19 protein-coding genes and 1 pseudogene are annotated in these 21,361 nt (G+C 70.1%); 10 read left to right on the top strand and 10 right to left on the bottom strand.

Annotated features, from left to right (window positions below):
- Positions 1-361, bottom strand: a pseudogene (locus ABLE93_RS23715) (hypothetical protein); the annotation flags it as partial.
- Between the two features lie 215 nt (positions 362-576).
- Here ABLE93_RS23715 and ABLE93_RS23720 point away from each other — a divergent pair.
- From ABLE93_RS23720 to ABLE93_RS23750, 7 genes are all read left to right on the top strand, one after another.
- Positions 577-870, top strand: a complete 294-nt coding sequence (locus tag ABLE93_RS23720) for a hypothetical protein (RefSeq protein WP_348842209.1) — start codon at positions 577-579, stop codon at positions 868-870.
- 155 nt (positions 871-1,025) lie between these two features.
- Complete coding sequence (locus tag ABLE93_RS23725; protein WP_348842210.1) at positions 1,026-2,246, top strand: LL-diaminopimelate aminotransferase; 1,221 nt, start codon at positions 1,026-1,028, stop codon at positions 2,244-2,246.
- A gap of 35 nt (positions 2,247-2,281) precedes the next feature.
- The gene (locus ABLE93_RS23730; RefSeq protein WP_348842211.1) at positions 2,282-3,577 is read left to right on the top strand and encodes a homoserine dehydrogenase; all 1,296 of its coding nucleotides are present in this window, start codon (positions 2,282-2,284) and stop codon (positions 3,575-3,577) included.
- A gap of 54 nt (positions 3,578-3,631) precedes the next feature.
- Complete coding sequence (locus ABLE93_RS23735) at positions 3,632-4,621, top strand: class II fructose-bisphosphatase family protein (RefSeq protein ID WP_348842212.1); 990 nt, start codon at positions 3,632-3,634, stop codon at positions 4,619-4,621.
- Positions 4,622-4,739: 118 nt separating this feature from the next.
- Complete coding sequence (locus tag ABLE93_RS23740) at positions 4,740-5,987, top strand: MgtC/SapB family protein (protein WP_348842213.1); 1,248 nt, start codon at positions 4,740-4,742, stop codon at positions 5,985-5,987.
- 44 nt (positions 5,988-6,031) lie between these two features.
- Positions 6,032-7,831 (top strand): single-stranded-DNA-specific exonuclease RecJ, encoded by a 1,800-nt coding sequence (gene recJ, locus ABLE93_RS23745; RefSeq protein WP_348842256.1) that lies wholly within the window; start codon positions 6,032-6,034, stop codon positions 7,829-7,831.
- A 46-nt stretch (positions 7,832-7,877) separates the two neighbouring features.
- The gene (locus ABLE93_RS23750; protein WP_348842214.1) at positions 7,878-8,564 is read left to right on the top strand and encodes a YoaK family protein; all 687 of its coding nucleotides are present in this window, start codon (positions 7,878-7,880) and stop codon (positions 8,562-8,564) included.
- 9 nt (positions 8,565-8,573) lie between these two features.
- On the opposite strand, the gene ABLE93_RS23755 is transcribed toward ABLE93_RS23750, so the two are convergent.
- The 4 genes from ABLE93_RS23755 to argC form a co-directional block, all read right to left on the bottom strand.
- On the bottom strand, positions 8,574-9,086 hold the full coding sequence (locus ABLE93_RS23755) for a hypothetical protein (RefSeq protein ID WP_348842215.1): 513 nt from the start codon (positions 9,084-9,086) through the stop codon (positions 8,574-8,576).
- Positions 9,079-9,987, bottom strand: a complete 909-nt coding sequence (locus ABLE93_RS23760; protein ID WP_348842216.1) for a ParA family protein — start codon at positions 9,985-9,987, stop codon at positions 9,079-9,081. The genes ABLE93_RS23755 and ABLE93_RS23760 overlap by 8 nt, the downstream gene beginning before the upstream one ends.
- Positions 9,988-10,056: 69 nt before the next feature.
- A complete protein-coding gene (locus ABLE93_RS23765; protein ID WP_348842217.1) occupies positions 10,057-11,448 on the bottom strand; it encodes a GntP family permease in 1,392 nt (463 codons plus the stop codon).
- Between the two features lie 175 nt (positions 11,449-11,623).
- Positions 11,624-12,676 (bottom strand): N-acetyl-gamma-glutamyl-phosphate reductase, encoded by a 1,053-nt coding sequence (gene argC, locus ABLE93_RS23770; RefSeq protein ID WP_348842218.1) that lies wholly within the window; start codon positions 12,674-12,676, stop codon positions 11,624-11,626.
- Positions 12,677-12,955: 279 nt separating this feature from the next.
- On the opposite strand from argC, the gene parE reads away from it, so the two are divergent.
- The gene (gene parE, locus ABLE93_RS23775) at positions 12,956-14,998 is read left to right on the top strand and encodes a DNA topoisomerase IV subunit B (RefSeq protein ID WP_348842219.1); all 2,043 of its coding nucleotides are present in this window, start codon (positions 12,956-12,958) and stop codon (positions 14,996-14,998) included.
- Between the two features lie 34 nt (positions 14,999-15,032).
- Positions 15,033-15,353, top strand: coding sequence for a hypothetical protein (locus ABLE93_RS23780; protein ID WP_348842220.1), 321 nt, complete (start codon positions 15,033-15,035; stop codon positions 15,351-15,353).
- An 86-nt stretch (positions 15,354-15,439) separates the two neighbouring features.
- On the opposite strand, the gene ABLE93_RS23785 is transcribed toward ABLE93_RS23780, so the two are convergent.
- Positions 15,440-16,645 carry an MFS transporter gene (locus ABLE93_RS23785; RefSeq protein ID WP_348842221.1) on the bottom strand — a complete coding sequence of 402 codons (1,206 nt, stop codon included), beginning with the start codon at positions 16,643-16,645 and terminating at the stop codon, positions 15,440-15,442.
- A 310-nt stretch (positions 16,646-16,955) separates the two neighbouring features.
- Between ABLE93_RS23785 and ABLE93_RS23790 the strand changes: the two genes are divergently transcribed.
- Complete coding sequence (locus ABLE93_RS23790) at positions 16,956-18,572, top strand: DEAD/DEAH box helicase (RefSeq protein WP_348842222.1); 1,617 nt, start codon at positions 16,956-16,958, stop codon at positions 18,570-18,572.
- A 95-nt stretch (positions 18,573-18,667) separates the two neighbouring features.
- On the opposite strand, the gene ABLE93_RS23795 is transcribed toward ABLE93_RS23790, so the two are convergent.
- The 4 genes from ABLE93_RS23795 to ABLE93_RS23810 are packed head-to-tail and all read right to left on the bottom strand — an operon-like array spanning position 18,668 to position 21,338.
- Positions 18,668-19,120, bottom strand: a complete 453-nt coding sequence (locus ABLE93_RS23795) for a TfoX/Sxy family protein (RefSeq protein WP_348842223.1) — start codon at positions 19,118-19,120, stop codon at positions 18,668-18,670.
- Between the two features lie 17 nt (positions 19,121-19,137).
- Entirely contained in the window at positions 19,138-19,914 is a 777-nt protein-coding gene (locus tag ABLE93_RS23800; RefSeq protein WP_348842224.1) for an ATP12 family chaperone protein, read from the bottom strand.
- Between the two features lie 9 nt (positions 19,915-19,923).
- Entirely contained in the window at positions 19,924-20,652 is a 729-nt protein-coding gene (locus tag ABLE93_RS23805; RefSeq protein ID WP_348842225.1) for an HAD-IA family hydrolase, read from the bottom strand.
- Entirely contained in the window at positions 20,649-21,338 is a 690-nt protein-coding gene (locus ABLE93_RS23810) for a zinc ribbon domain-containing protein (RefSeq protein ID WP_348842226.1), read from the bottom strand. The genes ABLE93_RS23805 and ABLE93_RS23810 overlap by 4 nt, the downstream gene beginning before the upstream one ends.
- Positions 21,339-21,361: the final 23 nt, after the last annotated feature.

The raw sequence follows: 21,361 nt of genomic DNA on the forward strand, positions 1-21,361 counted from the left end.
CACGGGGGCCGAGATAGGCCGCCATAGCCTTGCCGCCCTCCTCCACCATCTGGGCAAGGTTGCGCGAGAAGACCTCGATGTCGATCCCGGCGCGCGCGCCCTCGCCGCTCCCGGCGCCGCCCCCCCCGCCAGCCGGCTTGGTGGCGGGCTTGGCTGCGGGTTGGGCCTCCGGTTTGGCCTCGGACTTGGAGGACGACGGACCCTTGGTGGCGGGATTGGCGCTTTCCGGGCTCGCAGCCGCGGTCTCGCGGGGCGACGGGGCCACGGGTTCGGGCGGTACGACGCTGAGATGCGGCGGCTTGTCCGCCGGCAGGATCTGCGCGCTCCCCGCCATGTTCGACGTCTCCTCAGCACGGGACATTCGTCATTTCCTTCTCGCGGGGCATACGAACGTTAGCCCATCTTTATCGCTGCCTGCGCTTTCGTCATACTCTAGAATGCGAAAATGACAGGATCGCGCCGTCCCGGACGGGCGAAGACATCCGACGCGCCGCATGCGCCACCGCTCCGCCTCCCGAAGCCACCGCTCCGGCGGCCGGCGTACACGGCCGAGGCCACGCAACCCCATCGAGGCTCATGACCCGTCATTTCTCAAAGCCGCGTTTCCGCTCCATCCCGTGTGTCGCAGTCGGATGGCGATTCGCCCGGGCCGCAGGTGCCGCGGCGGCCCTCACCTTGCTCGCCGCCTGCGCGGGCGGCGAGAGCGTGCCCGGCCTGACGCCGCCCAACCCGCCCGTGCCGCAGGTGCCGGAAAATGCCTTCCCCACCCTCGGCGCCCCCCCAGCGGACCGGCGGGAACCGCTGACGCCTGAAGGTCAGGCAAAGCTTCAGCGCGACCTGGAGCGCCTTGCGCGGACCCAGTCCAAATAGGCCCGCGCTCCCGCCAAAGGTGATTGTGCGGCGCCGCATTCGCGGCTTCGCCCCACTCCTATCGCATTCGTTGCTTTTTCATTCACCGAACAATGCTACAAAGCCCGACTGCCGCGCCGGGAGAAACAGCACGCGCGGCCTCTGGAGCCATTGAGATGACGACCGATTTCCACCGCATTCGCCGGCTGCCGCCCTACGTGTTCGAGCAAGTGAACCGTGTGAAGGCCGCCGCCCGCAATGCCGGGGTGGACATCATCGACCTCGGCATGGGCAATCCCGACCTCGATGCGCCGGCGCATGTCATCGAGAAGCTGAAGGAAACCATCGGCAAGCCGCGCACCGACCGCTATTCCGCCTCCAAGGGCATCCCCGGCCTGCGCAAGGCGCAGGCGGGCTATTACGAGCGGCGATTCGGCGTGAAGCTCGATCCCGAGCGGCACATCGTGGCGACGCTGGGCTCGAAGGAAGGCTTCGCCAACATGGCGCAGGCCATCACCGCCCCGGGCGACGTGATCCTGACGCCCAACCCGTCCTACCCCATTCACGCCTTCGGCTTCCTCATGGCGGGCGGCGTCATCCGCTCGGTGCCGGTGGAGCCGGGGCCGGAATTCTTCCACGCCATGGAGCGGGCGGTCCAGCACTCCATCCCGAAGCCCATCGCCGTGGTGCTGTGCTATCCCTCGAACCCCACGGCCTGCGTGGCGGATCTCGAGTTCTACAAGGACGTGGTGGCCTTCGCGAAGAAGAACGACATCATCGTTCTCTCCGACCTCGCCTATGCCGAGCTCTACTTCGACGGCAACCCGCCCCCCTCGGTGCTGCAGGTGCCGGGCGCCATGGACGTGACGGTGGAATTCACCTCCATGTCCAAGACCTATTCCATGGCCGGCTGGCGCATGGGCTTCGCGGTGGGCAACGAGCGCCTCATCGCCGCCCTGTCGCGGGTGAAGTCCTATCTCGACTACGGCGCCTACACCCCCATCCAGGTGGCGGCCACCGCGGCGCTCAACGGCCCGCAGGAGTGCATCGCCGAGATGCGCGAGACCTACAAGAAGCGCCGCGACGCGCTGGTGGACAGCTTCGGCCGCGCCGGCTTCCCGGTGCCCACGCCGCGCGCCTCCATGTTCGCCTGGGCCCCGATCCCGGAGCCCTTCCGGGCCATGGGCTCGGTGGAATTCTCCAAGCTTCTCATCGAGAAGGCCGAGGTGGCGGTGGCGCCTGGCGTCGGCTTCGGCGAGCACGGCGACGATTATGTCCGCATCGCCGTGGTGGAGAACGAGCAGCGCATCCGCCAGGCGGCCCGCAACATCCGCCGCTTCTTCGAGCAGGCAGGCACCACGCTCCATAACGTGGTACCCCTCAGCGCCGCGCGCTGAACGCCGAGAGCCGAAGAAAGACACCGGACCAGACCATGAGTGAACTGAAAGTGGGCCTCGCCGGCCTCGGCACCGTCGGGGCCGCCGTCTTCCGCATGCTCGCCCGCCGCGCCGAGGACCTCGAGGCGCGTACCGGCCGCATGCTGAAGGTGACGGCCGTCGCAGCCCGCGACCGCAGCCGGGACCGCGGTCTCGACCTCGCCGGCGTTGCCTGGTTCGACGATCCGGTCGCGCTCGCACGCGAGGGCGACATCGACGTGTTCGTGGAGCTGATGGGCGGCGACGGCGACCCGGCCAAGGCATCGGTCGCCGCCGCGCTCGAGCGCGGCATTCCCGTCGTCACCGCCAACAAGGCGCTGCTGGCGAAATGCGGCGTGGACCTCGCAGGACGCGCCGAGGCTTCCGGCGCGGGCCTCCATTTCGAGGCGGCGGTGGCGGGTGGCATCCCCATCGTGAAGACGCTGCGCGAGGCGCTGGCCGGCAACGTCATCGACCGCGTGTCGGGCATCCTCAACGGCACGTGCAACTACATCCTCACCCGCATGGCGGAGGAGAAGCTCTCCTTCCACGTCTGCCTCACCGAGGCGCAGCGGCTCGGCTATGCGGAGGCGGACCCGACCTTCGACATCGACGGCTTCGACACCGCCCACAAGCTCTCCATCCTCACCTCCCTCGCCTTCGGGACACAGGTGGACGCCGAATCCATCTATGTGGAGGGCATCCGCCAGCTGACCCTCGCCGATCTGGAAGCCGCCGACGACCTCGGCTACCGGGTGAAGCTGCTCGGCGTGGCGGTGAAGACCGACACCGGCATCGAGCAGCGCGTGCATCCCACCATGGTGCCGAAGCACTGGCCCATCGCCCAGGTGTCCGGCGTCACCAATGCGGTGGCGGTGGATGGCGATGCGGTGACGCTCACTCTGGTCGGCCCGGGCGCCGGCGGCGACGCCACCGCCTCCGCCGTGGTAGGCGACCTCGCCGACGTGGCCCGCGGCGCGAAGGGCTTCGCCTTCGGCCTGCCGGTGGCGCAGCTCCAGAAGGCGGAGCGCGCGCCCATGCAGCGCCACGAGGGCGGCTACTACATCCGCCTTGCCGCCGTGAACAAGCCGGGCACCGCTGCCACCATCGCCCGGCGCATGGCGGACGAGCAGATCTCGCTGGAATCCATCGTCCAGCGCCGGCCGGGGGGCGCCGCGCCCGCCGAGACCGCCCATGTGATTCTCATCACCTATGCGACGACGGAGGCCGCGGTCCGCCGCGCCATTGCCGCCATCCAGGCGGACGGCGTGGTCGCCTCATTGCCCCAGGTCATCCGGATCGAGAAGGACTGATCCGGCTGAGTACGGTTTGACGGCGCGGGAATCGACGGGAGAAGGATCGACGTCATGGCCGCTGCGCGGATGCCCCAGGTGCTCGACCGCCGCCTCGCCCTCGACATGGCGCAGGCCATGGAGCGCTGCGCGGTGGCCGCCGCCCGGCTGCGGGGACGGGGCGACGAGCAGGCCGCCGACCTCGCCGCCATGGCCGTCTGCCACCGCGAGATCAACCAGATCCCCGTCTCGGGCACGCTGGTGATCGGCGAGGGCCTGGAGGGCGAGTGCGAGCATCTGTTCGTCGGCGAGGCGCTGGGCTCCGGCGGCGTCGCGGTCGATCTCGCCGTGGATGCGCTGGAAGGCTCGACCCTCTGCGCCAAGAACATGGAGGGTTCCCTCTGCGTCCTGGTGCTGGCGGAGGCGGGCACCCTGCTCAAGGTCCCGGGCTGCTACATGGACAAGATCGCCATCGGCCCGGGCTATCCCGAGGGCATCGTCTCCCTGTCCCAGAGTCCGCAGGACAATATCCGCGCGCTGGCCGAGGCCAAGGGCGTGCCGCCCACCGAGGTTTCGGTTCTGATCCTCGACCGTCCGCGCCACGCCGGGCTGATCGACGCGGTGCGCAAGACCGGGGCGGCCATCAAGCTCATCACCGACGGCGACGTGGCCGGCGTGGTCCACACCACGACCCCCGAAAAGAGCGGCATCGACATCTATCTCGGCCTCGGCGGCGCGGCCGAGGGGGTTCTGGCGGCCGCGGCCATGCGCTGCATCGGCGGCCAGATGGAGGGGCGCCTCGTCCTCGACAGCGACAAGAAGCGCGCCCAGGCCAAGGCGCTGGGCATCCGCGACCCGTCCAAGATCTACAAGCTGGAAGACATGGTGCGGGGCGACTGCCTGTTCGCCGCCACGGGCGTCACCGACGGCGCCCTGCTCAGCGGCGTGCGATTCGGCCGCGAGGTGATCGTCACCGACACCATCGTCATGCGCGCCGCCACCGGCACGGTGCGCCGCATCGCCACCGAGCACCGGGACTTCTCCAAGTTCCGCCTGGATTCCTGAGCGCACGCGCGCCTTCGTCCCAGGCCCGGCGAGGTCTGCTGCCGCGCCCAAGTCTGCTATATCTTGAGCCAACTTAAGCTCAGGTGTCCCAGACTCAGGCTGTGTCATGGAGCATGCCGTGGACGAGCTCATGTTCCGCCTTGCGGTGGCTCTCGCCATCGGCCTCGTGGTCGGGGTGGAACGCGGCTGGCGCGAGCGCACCGATCCACCCGGCAGCCGCACCGCGGGCGTGCGCACCTACGCCCTGTGCGGCCTGCTCGGCGGCGTTTCGGCCGCCCTCGCCCAGGCGCTCCAGAGCCCGGCGGTGCTGATTGCCGCCAGCCTCGGCTTCACTGCGGTGTTCTCGGTCTTCAAGTATCGTGAGATGGTGAAGGACCGCGACTTCGGCATCACCGGCCTCGTCGCGGCTCTGCTCGTTTTCGCGCTCGGCGCCCTCGCCGTGGTGGGGGATGCGGCGGCGGCAAGCGCCGCGGCCATCGCGGCAACCGGCCTGCTTGCTGCCCGCGAGCGGCTGCACGGCCTGCTCGCCCGCCTCACCTGGGTGGAATTGCGCTCGGCGCTGGTGCTGCTCTCCATGACGGTCATTGTCCTGCCGCTGCTCCCCGACCGGACCATCGACCCGTTCGACAGCATCAATCCGCGCCAGATCTGGCTGTTCATGGTGCTCACCGCGACCATCTCGTTCGCCGGATATGTGGCGGTGAAGGTGGCGGGGCCGGAGAAGGGCATTCTCATCAGCGCGCTGGGCGGCGCCCTCGTCTCCTCCACCGCCGTCACGGTCGCCTTCGCCCGGCGCGCGGCGGCGGGCGAGCCGGCGGCGCTGCTGGCGGGGGGTGCGGCGCTGGCGGCCATGGTCTCGCTGCTACGGGTGATGGTGATCTGCATGGTGGTGGCGCCGGGCCTTCTGGCGACTCTCGCCCCGCCGGCGCTGGCCGCCGCCCTCGCCTTCGCCGTCGCCGGGGGCGTGATGGTGCGAAACTCAGGCGGCACGGCGGGAGAGACGGAGCCGGGCAATCCATTTGATCTCGGGCCGCTCGCCGCCTTTGCTCTGATGTTCGGCGTGGTTTCCGGCATCAGCGGCCTGTTGCTCGACAAGGTGGGGCCGCAGAGCCTCTATCTGGTGAGCGCGGTGGCCGGAATCATGGATGTGGACGTGCCGTCGCTGAATGCCGCCCGCCTCGCCGGCGGGGCGCTGACCTTCCAGGGCGCGGCGCTCGCCATTCTCATCGCCATCGGCATGAATGCCCTTGGGCGCGTGGGCTTTGCCGCCGCAGCCGGTTCCGCCGGCTTCACCTGGCGCCTCGGCGCCGCCACCGCGGCTGCGGTCGGAGCCGCCGCTGCGGTGCTCGCGGTGGCAGGGCTGTGAGCCTTGCGCTCGACGCGGAGCGCCGGGTCTGGCTTCATGCCGGCGTGAACATCGCTCTGCCGAATCGCCTCTTCCTCGACGTCGCCCGCTCGGTTACCGGCCGATCCTGGCGCGAGCGGCTCGACGCGCGCGGCGCGCAGACCGCCCTCGCCATGGCCCAGCGCACCGGCATCAGCGAGCTGCTCGCCCGCGTGCTCGCCGGCCGCAACGTGCCGCTGGACGAGGTGGAGCGCTATCTCGACCCCTCCATCCGCACCCTTCTGCCCGATCCCGACACCCTGACGGACATGCCCGCCGCCGTCGGCCGCCTCGCCCGCGCGGTCACGACCGGCGAACAGGTGGCGGTGTTCGGCGACTATGACGTGGATGGCGCCTGCTCGACCGCGCTGATGGTGGGCGTGCTGCGGGCGGGAGGGCTCGACCCCTTCTTCCACATCCCCGACCGCATCTTCGAGGGCTACGGCCCCAACGTGCCGGCCATCGAGCAGCTCGCGGCGCGGGGCGTGACCCTGCTGGTGACGGTGGATTGCGGCACCACCTCGCTGGAGCCTTTGGCCGCTGCGCAACGGCTTGGCATGGACGTGGTCGTCATCGACCATCACCAGGCCGGCGAGACGCCTCCTCCCGCTACCGCCATCGTGAATCCGAACCGGGAGGACGACCTCTCCGGCCTCGGCCATGTCTGCGCCGCCGGGCTCGCCTTCGTGGTCGCCGTGGGCCTCGTGCGCGCGCTGCGCCAAAGCGGGCATTTCAATGCCGACCGCCCTGCCCCGGACCTGCTGGACGCCCTCGACATCGTGGCGCTGGCGACGGTGGCGGACGTGGTGCCGCTCATCGGCCTCAACCGCGCTTTTGTCGCCAAGGGGCTCATCGCCATGCGCAGGCGCGGCCGCATCGGCCTCACCGCCTTGATGGACGCGGCGCGGCTCGACGGGCCGCCCCGGCCCTTCCACCTCGGCTTCCTCATCGGCCCGCGCATCAATGCCGGCGGGCGCATCGGCGAGGCGACCCTGGGCGCGCGCCTGCTATTGACCGACGATCCCGCCGAGGCGCGGGGCATCGCCGCCGAGCTGGACCGGCTGAATGGCGAGCGGCAGGAGGTGGAGCGCGCCATCCTCGCCGCCGCCGAGGCCGAGGCGCAGGCGGCGCTGGGCGTCTCGGACGACGGCGCCGTCGTGGTGGTGAGCGGCGAGGGCTGGCACCCCGGCGTGGTCGGCCTCGTGGCCGCGCGGCTGAAGGAGCGCTTCCAGCGCCCGGCCTTCGCCATCGCCTTCAACGGCGAGACGGGCACCGGGTCGGGCCGCTCCCTTCCCGGCGTCGACATCGGCCGCGCGGTGCGCGCCGCGGTGGAAAGCGGGCTCCTCGCCAAGGGCGGCGGGCACGCTATGGCGGCGGGACTCACGGTGGAGCGCAGTAAGCTCGGCGCGCTGCGCGCCGAATTCGAGCAGCGGCTCGCTCCCGACGTGGCGCGGGCGCGGGCGGAGGGGACGCTGTCCATCGACGGCGCCCTCACGGCGCGTGGCGCCACCGTGGACCTCGTGGAGACTGTGGCCCGCGCCGGTCCCTTCGGCGCCGGCAATCCCGAGCCGGTGTTCGCCTTTCCCGGCCACCGCATCAGCTTCGTGGAGAGCTTCGGCGCCGGCCATGTGCGCGCCCGCATCGCCTCTCCCGACGGCACGACGCTGAAGGCCACCGCCTTCCGCAGCGCCGAGGAGCCCCTCGGCCGCGCCCTCCTCGCCGCCCGCGGCCGGCCGCTCCACGTGGCCGGATGCCTGGAGCTCGATACCTGGCAGGGCGAGACTCGCGTCGCCCTGCGCATCCGCGACGTGGCGGAGGTGGGATGAGCCGGAAGGCCGCGTTTTCGCTTTCCGCTCCGGGAGCTTCCATGTCGTGAAGCGCTGGCTTGCGATCCTGCTCTGCTTCAACGCCGGCTTCGTCGACGCGGCCGGATTCGTGGCGCTCGGCGGCCTGTTCGCCGCGCACGTCACCGGCAACATCGTGACCATCGCGGCATCCCTCGCCCACGGTCACGCGCCGGCGCTCGCCAAGGTCATCGCCATGCCGGTCTTTGCCGTCGTGGTCATCATCGCCCGCCAGGTGAGCCGGGCGGCGGCGGAGCGCGGCAAGGACGATTTCCGTCTGCTCATGGCCTGCAAGCTTGTGCTGCTCGCCCATGCGGGGCTGGTGGCCGTCCAGGCCGGTCCCTTTCCCGACGCCGATGCGCCCGGCGCGATCATGATGGGGATGACGCTGGTGAGCGCCATGGCGCTGCAGAACGCGCTCCACCGCACACACCTGACCGACAGCCCGCCCTCCACCATGATGACCGGCACCTTCACCCAGATGCTGGTGGATCTCAGCAGCCTGTGGCGCCCGCCCGAGGGCGCCGACATGACGGCGACCCGCAGCCGCCTCGGCCGGATGAGCGCCAACCTTGCCGCCTTCGCCGCCGGATGCGCCGCCGCCGCCCTGCTCTATCTGACCGTGGGCATGTGGTGCCTGCTGATTCCGGCCTTCGTGGCGGTGGCGGAGATCTTCGCCCTCGGCCCGGACCCGCAGACCCAGTCCACCGCCTGAGCCCTCGCCTCAGCGCTCCTCGGACACCCGCAGCGCCGTGCGGCCGGTGATCCGGCGCTTGCGTGGCGCCGGCGCGACTTCGGGCGGTGCGACCTCGGGCGAGGGGGCGACCTCGGGCGACGGGGTGGCGGCCGGCTCTCTCGCCGCCGCTGCCTTTCGCCCACCAGCCTTGCGCGCCGGCTTCGCAACAGGCGCGGCAGGGGCGCAGCTGCCGTCGGCGAGGGCGAGCAGAGCCTTGATGCGATCGGCAGGCTGGGCAAGAGCCGGGGCATGCGGATCGACGCGGACGAGCAACTGCTTCGCCTTGGGCGCCGCGACCCCGTCCAGCGCCTCGGCGAAGCCGGCGGCACCAAGCAGGCTGCGCATGGCCTGAAGGGCGTCGAGCCCGGTCGTGTCCGCGGCGAGCTGGGCGCGGACGATCTCGTTCACCGCCTTGCGCGCGAGGTTGCCGGCGGCGGCGAACATCTCGCCGCGGCTGCCGATGGCCGCGAGCAGCCGAAAGAAATCCGTCTCCTCAGCCATCGAGCCGTCTCCGTGTCTCGCTCACCAGGTCGCGCACCGCATCGACCGCCCTGTACCATTTCTGTTCGAACGAGGGGGCATAGGGAAAGTTCTCGGGGTCCATGGCCCGCTCGATGGCCGCGAGGTTGTTCACCACCACGTCGTACATCTCGAACAGGGCGTTCTCCTCGGCCGCCTCCTCGCGCAGCGCGAGAAGGGTCTCGCGATGCTGGATCTTGTGGGCGTTCACCCGGCTCGCCAGCACCAGCGGCCGCCGCCGCGGCTGCGGCAGGGCCGAGCGCGTGACGTGGGCATTCTCCCACACCGAGGCGCGGAACGCATCGAAGCCGAGGGTGGAGAGATAGTCGGGAATGGTGGGCACGATCACCATGTCGGCGAGGCGGATGGCGACCTCGGTGAAGGCGGAGATGCCCGGCGCGCAGTCGAACAGCACCACGTCGTAGCGCGCCCGCAGGACGCCGAGCGCCTCCTGCAGCACCTTGAGCGACTGGCCCTCCAGCGAGCGGATGCCGTAGTTGCTCTCCGCGAGGCGCAGCACGATCTCGCGCTCCAAAAGGCGCAGGCGGGGGCTCGCCACCACCATGTCGATGGCCAGTTCCTCGCCCGCCTTCATCACATGGCAGATGCCGGGAGAAATATAGTCGGCGATGGACGTGCGATCGCCATAGAGCAGGCGGTCCGCGAGGAACGACGTGATGGAGCGGCGCTGGTCGAGGATCGCCCGCAGCTCCTCGTCGGGGGCGAAGCAGTAGGAGGCGTTGGCCTGGGCGTCGAGGTCGACCACCGCAACCTTCGACCCCGCCTCGGCGAAGCCTTCCGCCAGCATCACCACCGTCGTGGTCTTGCCCACGCCGCCCTTCATGTTGGCGACCGCGATCACCCGCCCCCCGGCGTCGGCCATGGTCCGTCTTCCCCCGAAAGCCCGTCCGTTCCGCCCGCCGAGGCGCCCCGCGCGGCGGTGTGGTCCGGCTCAATACAACCCGGTCAGGTAATAGAAGGCGATCACGAAGAACACTGCCATGGTCTTGATCAAGGTGATGGCGAAGATGTCCCCGTAGGATTGCCGGTGCGTCAGGCCCGTCACCGCGAGGAGGGTGATGACCGCCCCGTTGTGGGGCAGCGTATCCATGCCGCCGGAAGCCATGGCGGCGACGCGGTGCATCACCTCCAGCGGAATGCCGTGGGCCTGGGCCTGGGCGATGAACTGCTCCGACATGGCGGCGAGCGCGATGGAAAGGCCGCCGGAGGCCGAGCCGGTGATGCCGGCGAGCGTCGTCACCGTGATGGCCTCGTTGACCAGCGGATTGGGAATGGCGGTGAGGGCCGCCTTGATGACGAGGAAGCCCGGGAGCGCCGCGATCACCGCGCCGAAGCCGTATTCCGTCGCCGTGTTGAGTCCGGCGAGGAGCGCGCCGCCGACCGCGTCCTTGGAGCCGGCGGCGAAGCGCCCGGCGATCGCCCTGAAGCCGAACACCGCGACGGTGAGGATGCCGAGGAGCAGCGCCGCCTCCACCGCCCAGATGGCGGCCCACGTGTTGGTGGGGACGCTCACCGCCGGGGCGCCCTCCACCAGGGTGGCGCTGGCGGTGGGCCCGAACCAGCCCGGGATCAGCTGGGCGAAGATGAGGTTGGCGACGCCCACCACCACCAGCGGCAAAAGGGCGAGCAGCGGCGACACCAGCGGCACGCTCTCGTCCAGCTCCACCTCGTTGCTGTGGCCGGTGCCGTAGCCCTCCCCGGCCCGGCGCGCCTGCCGGCGGCGAAACTCGAGGTAGGAGATGCCGCAGACGAGGATGAACAGCGTGCCGACGACGCCGAGGATGGGCGCCGCATAAGCGGTGGTGTGGAAGAAGGTGGTGGGGATGATGTTCTGGATCTGCGGGGTACCCGGCAGGGTATCCATGGTGAAGGAGAAGGCGCCGAGCGCCACCACCGCCGGCAGCAGGCGCTTGGGGATGCCCACCTGGCGGAACATCTCCGCGCCGAACGGATAGACGGCGAACACCACCACGAACAAGGACACGCCGCCGTAGGTGAGCAGCGCGCCCACGAGGACGATGGAGATGATCGCCCGCGCCGGCCCGAGCAGCTTCACCACCGCCGAGACGATGGAGCGCGAGAAGCCCGACAGCTCGATGAGCTTGCCGAACACTGCGCCGAGCAGGAACACCGGGAAGTAGAGCTTGATGAAGCCCACCATCTTTTCCATGAACAGGCCGGAAAAGATGACGGGGACCGCCGCCGGATCAGTGAGAAGCACGGCGCCAATGGCCGCAACCGGGGCGAACAGGATGACGCTGAAGCCCCTATAGGCCACGAACATCAGGAAGAAGAGCGCGGCGAGGCAGACGAGGAAGCTCATGGGCGGTGATCCGGCGGAGGGAAGAATCCCCTCAAGAGACAGGGAAGCTATTCTGTCCTATCCGCACCCGCCAGCATACGTGAGTAGGGGGCACCGACTTGTGACAGCGCCCCGCGCACCATCATCCCCCACAGCCGGATGACGCGCCGGAGCGGTGCTCCGGCGCCAGCTTCCTTCAGGGCATCAAGGCGATCTGGTCGAGCCCCAGAGTCTCGGGGAAGCCCATGAGAAGGTTCATGTTCTGCACCGCCTGCCCGGACGCCCCCTTCACCAGATTGTCGAGCGTCGAGATGACGACGGCCCGGCCCGGCAGGCGGTCGGCGACCACCCCGAGGAACACCATGTTGGAACCGCGCACGTGCCGCGACTGGGGCACCTGCCCGAACGGCAGCACGTGGACGAAGGCCTCGCCCTTGTAGAAATCGGCAAGGATGCGATGCAGGTCCTCGGCGGTGGCGCCGGCGGTGCGCACGTAGATGGTGGCGTAGATGCCGCGATTCATGGGCGCCAGCACCGGCACGAACATGGGGCTCACCGGCCGGCCGGCGGCCTTGGAGAATTCCTGGTCGAGCTCGCCCATGTGCCGATGGCCGGAGACGGCATAGGCGTGGATGCCCTCCGACACCTCGGAGAAGAGCATCGCCTCCTTGGCCGAGCGCCCGGCGCCGGACATGCCGGTCTTGGAATCGATGACGATGCTCTCCGGCTCCAGCGCGCCGGCCTCCAGCAGCGGCACCAGCGGCAGGATGGCGGTGGAGGAATGGCAGCCCGGATTGGCGACCAGCCGCGCCTTGCGGATCTCGTCGCGATAGATCTCGACGAGGCCGAACACCGCCTCCTGCTGCAGTTCCAGCGCCTGGTGGGGATGGCCGTACCAGGTCTCGTAGGCGCCGGGATCCTTCAGGCGGAAGTCGGCGGAGAGGTCTACCACCTTCACGTTCGGCGCCGCGTCGAACACCTTCTTGATGACGAGCTGGGTCGTGGCGTGGGGCAGCGCGCAGAACACCACGTCCACGGCGGTGAAATCCACCTCGTCGATGGTCACCAGCTTCGGCAGGGCGAAAGGCGCGAACTGCGGGAACACCTCGGCCATGCTCTGGCCGGCCTTCCTATCCGCGGTGAGCGCAACGATCTCGACGCGGGGATGGCGCAGCAGCAGGCGCACCAGTTCGGAGCCGGTATAGCCCGAGGCGCCGAGAACCGCGATCCTAGCCTTTGCGTCAGCCATCTTGATCTCCCGCGAGGTCATCCGCCGTCAATCCCGGCGCACCGGGCCCGAGGGCAGGGCCACGGTCCTTACACCCTTTCTCCTGTCAGGGAAAAGACGCCGGCCCTGCGGGAGCAGCAGGGCTGCCCTTCCGCTGGGACGCAGGACGGCAGGCAGTGGGCCGCCGAAAATGTTGCCATTCCGTTCCCCTGCCCCGCCGGCTCTGCCACACTGGGGGCAACCCGGGCCGCGGCCGTGCCGTGAGTCGCGTCGCCCGTTCCCTTCTGCTATCGAGCGCCCATGTCCGACACCGACGACGATCTCTTCGGCTCCGCCTCCCGCCCCCGCCCGTCCGCCAAGGCAAATGCGAAGGCCAAGCCGCCCGCCGTGCCCACCATGGCGAACGATTATACCGCCGCACATATCGAGGTGCTGGAAGGGCTGGAGCCGGTGCGGCGCCGGCCGGGCATGTACATCGGCGGCACGGATTCCAAGGCGCTGCATCACCTCTTCGCGGAGGTGATCGACAATTGCATGGACGAGGCGGTGGCAGGCCACGCCACCTTCATCGAGGTCCAGCTCGGCGCCGACGGCTATCTCACGGTCTCCGACAACGGCCGCGGCATTCCGGTGGAGGACCATCCGAAATTTCCCGGCAAGTCGGCGCTCGAGGTCATCATGACCACGCTGCATGCCGGCGGAAAGTTCGACAGCAAGGTCTACGAGACCTCCGGCGGCCTGCACGGCGTCGGCGTCTCGGTGGTGAACGCCCTCTCCGATGATCTGGAGGTGGAGGTCGCCCGCAACCAGACGCTCTATCGCCAGAGCTTCTCCAAAGGCGTGCCGCAGGGTCCGCTGAAGGAAGTGGGGCGCATCACCAACCGCCGCGGCACCCGCGTGCGCTTCCATCCCGACCCGGAGATCTTCGGTCCCGCCGCCCATTTCGAGCCGGCCCGCGTGTTCCGCATGGCCCGCTCGAAGGCCTATCTGTTTGGCGGCGTGGAGATCCGCTGGTCCTGCGACCCGGACCTGCTGAAGGCCGGCGACGGCATTCCCGAGAAGACCGTCTTCCGCTTCCCGGGCGGCCTCAAGGATTATCTGGCCGCCGACCTCGAAGGCCAGACGCTGGTGCATCCGGACATCTTCTCCGGCCGCATCCAGAAGACCGGCGGGCATGGCTCGGTGGAATGGGCGGTGGCGTGGGTGGCGGACGCCGACGGCTCCATCTCCTCCTATTGCAACACCATCCCGACCCCCGACGGCGGCACCCATGAGAACGGCCTGCGCACGGTGCTGCTCAAGGGCCTGAAGGACCATGCGGAGCGCTCCGGACAGGGCAAGCGCGGCTCGGTCATCACCGGCGACGACGTCATCACCGGCTGCGCCGCCATGCTCTCCGTGTTCGTCCGCGAGCCGGAGTTCCAGGGCCAGACCAAGGACCGCCTCGCCACCGCCGAGGCCGCGCGCATCGTCGAGCAGGCGCTGCGCGATCCGTTCGACCACTGGCTCGCCGCCAATCCGGTGCAGGCGAGCCGCCTGCTCGACCACGTCATCGACCGCGCCGAGGAGCGGCTGCGCCGCAAGCAGGAGAAGGAGGTCTCCCGCAAGACCGCCGTGCGCAAGCTGCGCCTGCCGGGCAAGCTCGCCGACTGCTCCAACACCGAGGCGGCGGGATCGGAGATCTTCATCGTCGAGGGCGACTCGGCCGGCGGCTCGGCCAAGCAGGCGCGGGACCGCAAGACCCAGGCGGTGCTGCCCCTGCGCGGCAAGATCCTGAACGTCGCAAGCGCCACCCGCGACAAGCTCGCGGCCAACCAGCAGCTGGCCGATCTCGGCCAGGCGCTCGGCTGCGGCATGCTCTCTCACTATCGCGAGGCCGATCTTCGGTACGAGAAGGTCATCATCATGACCGATGCCGACGTGGACGGGGCGCACATCGCCTCGCTCCTCGTCACCTTCTTCTTCCGCCAGATGCCGAAGCTGATCGAGGAGGGCCATCTCTTCCTCGCCGTGCCGCCGCTCTACCGCATCACCCAGGGGGCGAAGACCCTCTATGCGCGGGACGACGCCCACAAGGACCAGCTGCTCAAGAAGGAATTCTCGGCCAAGGGCAAGGTGGACGTCGGTCGCTTCAAGGGCCTCGGCGAGATGATGCCGGCGCAGTTGAAGGAGACCACCATGGACCCACGCACGCGCTCGCTGCTGCGCGTCACCATCGAGGACGCCGAGCGCGCCGGCACCACCGACCTCGTCGAGCGGCTGATGGGCAACAAGCCGGAGGCCCGCTTCGCCTTCATCTCCGAGCGCGCCGCCTTCGCGGGCGAGGAAATGCTGGACATCTGAGCCGGCGCGGGGGCGCCGGGCTTGGATCGAAAGCATGAGTGCCGCCATTGCGGCACCGGTGGCGGCCAGCCTTGCTCTGGCGACGCTGCTGCCGGGGACGGCGCAGGCCCACTCGTTCGGCAATGACGAGCAGTCCTGCGTCTACTACGGCGACTGGGCGGTCTGCGTCATCGATCTGGCGGCGAGCCAGGGCTGCGACGTGAAGCGCGCCAAGGACGTACTTGTGCCGGGCCCCCACGCCCAATGGTGCATGCGCCAGTCCGCCGCCTCCGTGGCCAGGGCGACGCAGGTCCACCGCACGGGCGTGGTCGACCGCTGTGCCAAGCAGGGCGCTTCGGTGAAGATCAACATCTGACTGGCCGAGCCCGCCTCACTCCGGGGCGGGCTCCGCCTGCACGAAATCCACGAACGCGCGTAGCCGCGCTGGCGCGGGACGCGGTCCTAGACTTCGGAATGCGGGTGCGGCTCCGGTGTCACCCGTGCCTTGCGTGGGATGAGCAAGCCGGCGGGCGCGGCGAGCGCGATGAGCCCGACCCCGGCGGCGATGAACATGGGCACCACGCCGACGACGCCCGCCACCTGCGCCAGCACCAGCGCGCCGGACGCCTGTCCCACGAAGAAGGACGAGGCGAACAGCGCCATGCCGGAGCCGCGCGCTTCCGGCGCCAGCTCCGTGGCAAGGATCTGCATGACGTTGTGGATCATGTAGAAGGTGAAGCCGGAGAAGCCGAACAGCGCCGCCACCACGAAGATGTCCTCGACCCGCGCGACGGCGACGAACAGTCCGCCGGTCAAGGCGGCCCCGATGCCCACCATGCCGCCGAGGCCGAGGTGACGCACCAGATGCGGCACGGCGAAGGTATACAGCGCCCCGCCCACCGCGAAGGCACCGAGGGCGATGCCCGCCTCCTTCGCGTTGCCGATGCCGTGCGCCACCATCAGCGGCGCCACCAGCGGGAAGACGCCCAAGGTGAGCGCGCCCTCGATGGCGACCAGCCCATAGACCCTGACGGAAAGCGGATTGCGCAGCACCAGCGCGTAGCGGGCAAGGGAGTCGCGGAACGACAGGGGCTTGCGCGCGCTTTCCTCGGACAGGCCGAACGTCGCCGCCAGCGTCGCCAGCGCGGTGACGGCGAAGGCGCACCAGAACACCTCGCGCCATCCGGCAAGCTCGGCGATGAAGCCCGCGAGGGCGGAGCCAATGAGCTGGCCCAGCACCAGAGCCAGCAGCACGCGGCTGAGCGCCACCGGCCGCCGGTCGAAGGGCACGCGGTCGCCCACTGTCGCCAGCACGACGGGAATGATGCCCCCGGCGAAGGCGCCGGAGAAGACGCGCGAGGCGAGCAGCATCTCATGGCTCGTCGCCAGCGCCGACACCACAAGTCCGATGGAGAGCATGGCGAGGTTGAAGCGGATGAGGCGCACCTTGCCCACGGCATCGCCGATGGGGCCGAAGATCAGCTGCATGAGCGCGTAGGGCAGCGTGAAGGCGCTCGCCAGCAACGCCACCTGCTGGAGCGTGACCTTGAGGTCGGCGGCCAGGATGTTCAGCATCGGATCGACGACGCGCATGGAAAATGCGCTCGCGAAAGCGGCGAGGCCGAGGACGATGAGAAACGGCATGGAGACCCGCAGGTTGCGCGCCATCCGTGTAGCGCCCTCGCCAGATGGTCAACCCGACGCACGTGCATGGCTGCAGCGCTACACCATTCCCTGAGCGCATAGCGCGCCTCTGCGGAAAGAGAGATTGCCCACTTTTTGGCGCTCAACCCTGCCTTCATCCGGCCGAACCGTGCGGGAGAGCCGGAAAACATTGACACGGCGCACAATTTTCTTATGTTGCTCTGCGTCGTCCGAGATATGTCGAATCCAAGCGCGCCGACCGACGACCACTCGTCTGACCCCGTACGGCACGGGACGTTCGATCAGCGGCGCGCCGCCGCATCCAAAAGATGCAATGTCATTTTCCGAACTCGGCCTGAGCGAAAAGGTCCTCGCTGCGGTCGCCGCCACTGGCTACACGCAGCCGACGCCGATCCAGGCCCAGGCCATCCCCCATGTTCTGGCGCGCCGAGATGTGCTCGGCCTCGCGCAGACCGGCACCGGCAAGACCGCCGCCTTCACCCTCCCCATGCTGACGCTGCTGGAGCAGGGGCGCGCCCGCGCTCGCATGCCCCGCACGCTCATCCTGGAGCCGACCCGCGAACTCGCGGCCCAGGTGGAAGAGAATTTCACCCGCTACGGCAAGAACCACAAACTGAACGTCGCCCTGCTTATTGGCGGCGTCTCCTTCGGTGACCAGGACACCAAGCTGCTGCGCGGCGTGGACGTGCTGATCGCCACCCCCGGCCGCCTGCTCGACCATGTGGAGCGCGGCCGCCTGCTCCTGTCCGGCATCGAGGTGCTCGTCATCGACGAGGCCGACCGCATGCTGGACATGGGCTTCATCCCCGACATCGAGCGCATCTGCAAGCTCGTGCCCTTCACCCGCCAGACGCTGTTCTTCTCGGCCACCATGCCGCCGGAGATCCAGCGCCTCGTCTCGCAATTCCTCTCCAATCCGGTGCGCGTCGAGGTCTCCAAGCCCGCCTCCACCGCCACCACCGTGACGCAGCTTCTGGTTGCATCCGGCCGGGAGGATTTCGAGAAGCGCGAGGTGCTGCGCGAGCTGATCCGCAATTGCGAGGGGCTGCAGAACGGCATCATCTTCTGCAACCGCAAGCGCGACGTGGCGGTGCTCCACCGCTCGCTGCAGAAGCACGGCTTCAACGCCGTCGCCCTGCACGGCGACATGGACCAGCATGCCCGCATCAAGGCCCTCGACCAGTTCCGCGCCGGCGAGGCGACCCTGCTCGTCGCGTCTGACGTGGCCGCCCGCGGCCTCGACATCCCGGCGGTGAGCCACGTCTTCAATTATGACGTGCCCCACCATTCGGAGGACTACGTCCACCGCATCGGCCGCACCGGCCGCGCCGGGCGCTCCGGCACCGCGCTGACCATGGTCACGCATGTCGACGGCAAGTCGCTGGCTGCCATCGAGAAGCTCATCGGCAATCCCATCCCGTGGCAGGGCCCGCCCCTGGGCGAGGCTGCGCCGGGCGCGGAACGGCGCGAGCGGCGGGACGACGGCCGCCTGCGCGGCAAGCGCCGGGTGGAGCGGGAACCGCGTGAGGGCCGTCCCGAGCGCGAGCCGCGCCGCGAGCGCGAGCCGCGTCCTGAGCGCGAACCCAGGGCAGAGCGCGAACCCAGGGCGGAGCGCGAGCCGCGCGCGGAGCGGGAGCCCAGGCCGGAGCGCGAGCCCCGCGTCGCCGGCGAAGGGCGTTCGCCCCGTCCCGAGCGCACGGAGCGGGCGGAACGTCCCGAGCGCGCCGAGCCGGTGGAACGTGCGGCCCGGAGCGAGCGTCCCGAGCGGACAGACCGCGCCGAGCGTCCCGAGCGCAACCGCCGTCCCAGTCGCGAAGAGGCGGCTGAGGGCCGTCCCCCGCGCCGCGAGCGCACCCCGGCGAGCGAGCCGGCGGACATGTCCCACCTGCCGGCCTTCCTGCTGCGGCCGGTGCGGGTGAAGGCGGGCTGAGGCTCGCCGCATCGTCGCGCCGGCCATGGGCCCGGCGCGATCTCAGACCGGCGGGCGCATCTGCGGCGCCCGCGCGTTCGGCGCACTCACCCGGATTAGAGGCCGCGGCCGGCCTTGCGCCGTGATGCCGACCGGCCGGGCTGGGCCTTCACAGCTTCCGTGCCACGCGCGGGGGTTTTTGCGCCCGTTTTGCCAGCCGTCTTGGACTTGGCAGGTTTTTCGGCCTTGGAGGCTTGCGCCGAGCGGGCCACCGCGAGAGCGCGCCGCGCCAGGGTGGCGAGGTCGTCGCTGTCGTCCAGCGCCGCTTCCGGCACGGACCAGAAGCCGTTCATGGTGCGCACCGCACCCTTGGCCTCGTAGCTGAAGGGCGCCGATCCGCGCGCCGCCAGTTCCGCCGCCAGCGCCGCATCGGCCTTCAGATAGATGATGTCGCGCACCGCGACGGCGAACATCAGCCCGTCGGCATAGAGCCCCGCGCCGCCGAACATTCGCTTCACGCTTACCGGGCCGAAGGCGGCGAAGAGATCGGCGACCAGATCCGCGTCCATCGCCCCTCCTCCGCCGCTCAGGCGATCAGCGCGAGGAGGCGTGCGGCGGCCTCCATCTCCGTCCAACGGGCGGCGCGGCGGGCGCTGGCGATCTCGTCCTCGCCCCATTGCTCGCGGTTGAAATCCTCGTCCACATGGGCGGCGCTCCACGCGTCCTCGGCGCTCAGCGTGCCCTGCGCCACCGCCAGCGCCAGCAGCGCCGATCCGGTGAGCGTGGTCATGGAATGCACCGCCGCCAGCGCCAGTGCCGCGCGCGGCACCAGGGCTTCCACCTGGGCCAGTGCCTCGGCCGGCTGGGTCACGTGCCGCACCCCTTCGGCGAGGAAGAAACGCGCGCCGTGCTGCGCATGCATCCAGTCGAGCACCGGATCCCAGCGCGCGGCCTGCCGATCCAGCAGCTTCTGCGGCCCCTCGGCGCGGTAGAAGAGCATGTCGGTGCCGGCGTAGCGCGCCACCTCCGCCGCCACCGCATCCATCTCCGGCGCGACACGGTCGAGGGCGACGTTGACGAGCCGCGTCAGCGGCATGAGGAAGGGGTTGATCTCCTTCTCCTGCGCCGCCCATTCGGCGGCCAGGGCCTCCGCCAGCGCGCGCGTCGGTGCCAGCAGCAGACCGCGCGCCGGGGTGCGCACGGGCCGGCCGTCCAGAAGGATGGTGAAGCCGCCCTCGGCCTCCCCCACGCTCACCGCGCTGTAGAAGCGCTTGGGCAGCGAGATCTTCTGCGCGGCGCGCACGCGGGCGACCGGGTCTTCCCCCGGTTCGCCGGTGTCGATCTCCTCCAGGAAGTCACGCATGGCGGATCCTCACCCGATGACGACGCGCCGGCGCGCCAGAACGTCGGCGATGGCCGCGGGAACTTCCTCGAACCGGTGGACCACCTGGTCCGCGCCGGCCCGCTCCAGCGCCGAAGCCTCATGATAACCCCAGGAGACCCCAAGCGCCGAGGCCCCGGCCTGCAGCGCCATGGATACGTCGTAGGTGGTGTCGCCCACCACCACCGTCGCGTCCGGCCGTGCGCCGATCTCCCCCATGGCCTGGAACACCATGGCCGGATGCGGCTTGGAGGGCGCGTCGTCCGCCGTCTGGATGGTGGCGAACCAGCCCTCCATGGCATGGGCCGCCAGGACCCGGTCGACGCCGCGGCGCGACTTGCCCGTGACGATGCCGAGCACGATGTCCTCGCGCTGGCGCAGAGCGTCCAGCACCGCTCGGGCGCCGTCGAACATGGGCTCCGGCGGCTCGCCGTTGCGCAGGCGGTTGAAGGCGTTCTTGTAGGCGTCCACCATCGCTTCCACGGGATAGGACAGGTCGCCCTGGGAAAGCACGGCGAAGGCCTCCGGCAGGGACAGCCCGACCACCGAGAGCAACCGCTCGCGGTCCGGCAGGGGCACGCCGTGGGCGGCGTGGGCATCGCGCATGGCACCGACGATCATGTGCTGGCTGTCCACCAGCGTGCCGTCGCAATCGAACAGCACCAGGACCGGGCCATCTGGCGGGGAAGCGGGATCTGCGGCGCCGGGCGGTGAGGTCATCGCTGGGTCATCTGCTGGGTTGCCACATCATAGACCCATGTGATGCCCGATGGATCCACGAACAGCACCTGGCGGAAGCCGCGCTGCTCGCACTGCCGCGGGAACGGGCCGGCGACGATGAGCTCGGCCGCGGTCTTGGCCGGGAAATTGAACTTGATGGTGAGGGTGGTGGCATCTTCGCCCGACGTGGTGACCGTGAGGTCGAGGCCGTTCTGGGCGAAGCTGTCCTGCTTGCTCTTGGCGAAGGCGCGCCGCGCCTCGGCGTCCGCCGTGGGGACCGGCGGCGGGTTGGTCACGGTGGGCAGCGGCAAGCTCGCCTCCTGGCCAGCGCCGGGAGCGGTCGCGGCGGGCGCCGATGGCGTGCCGGGCTGGGCCTGGCCGCTCTGCATCTGGCCGGCCGGAGGCTGGGTGGGCTGGGGCGCGGGTGCCGCCGCCGGCGCAGCCGGCTGGGGTGCCGGCGCGGTGGCCACCACCGGCGGGCTGCCTTCGGGCGCGTCGTCGGGGGGTGCGGACATCACCCACCAGACGAGACCGCCCGAGATCAGTGCCACGGCCGTGCCGCCGACACCGACGAGGAAGGGCATCATCATGCTGGTGTGGAGCTTGCGGCCGCAGAAGGGGCAGTTCGCCTCTTCCGGATAGACCTGCGCCCCGCAGCCGGGACAGAAGTCGGGCCTGGGGTTCATTGCGATCACCTCCGCACGCGGCC

Source organism: Xanthobacter pollutisoli, from assembly GCF_040044995.1.
Classification (GTDB): Bacteria; Pseudomonadota; Alphaproteobacteria; order Rhizobiales; family Xanthobacteraceae; genus Xanthobacter.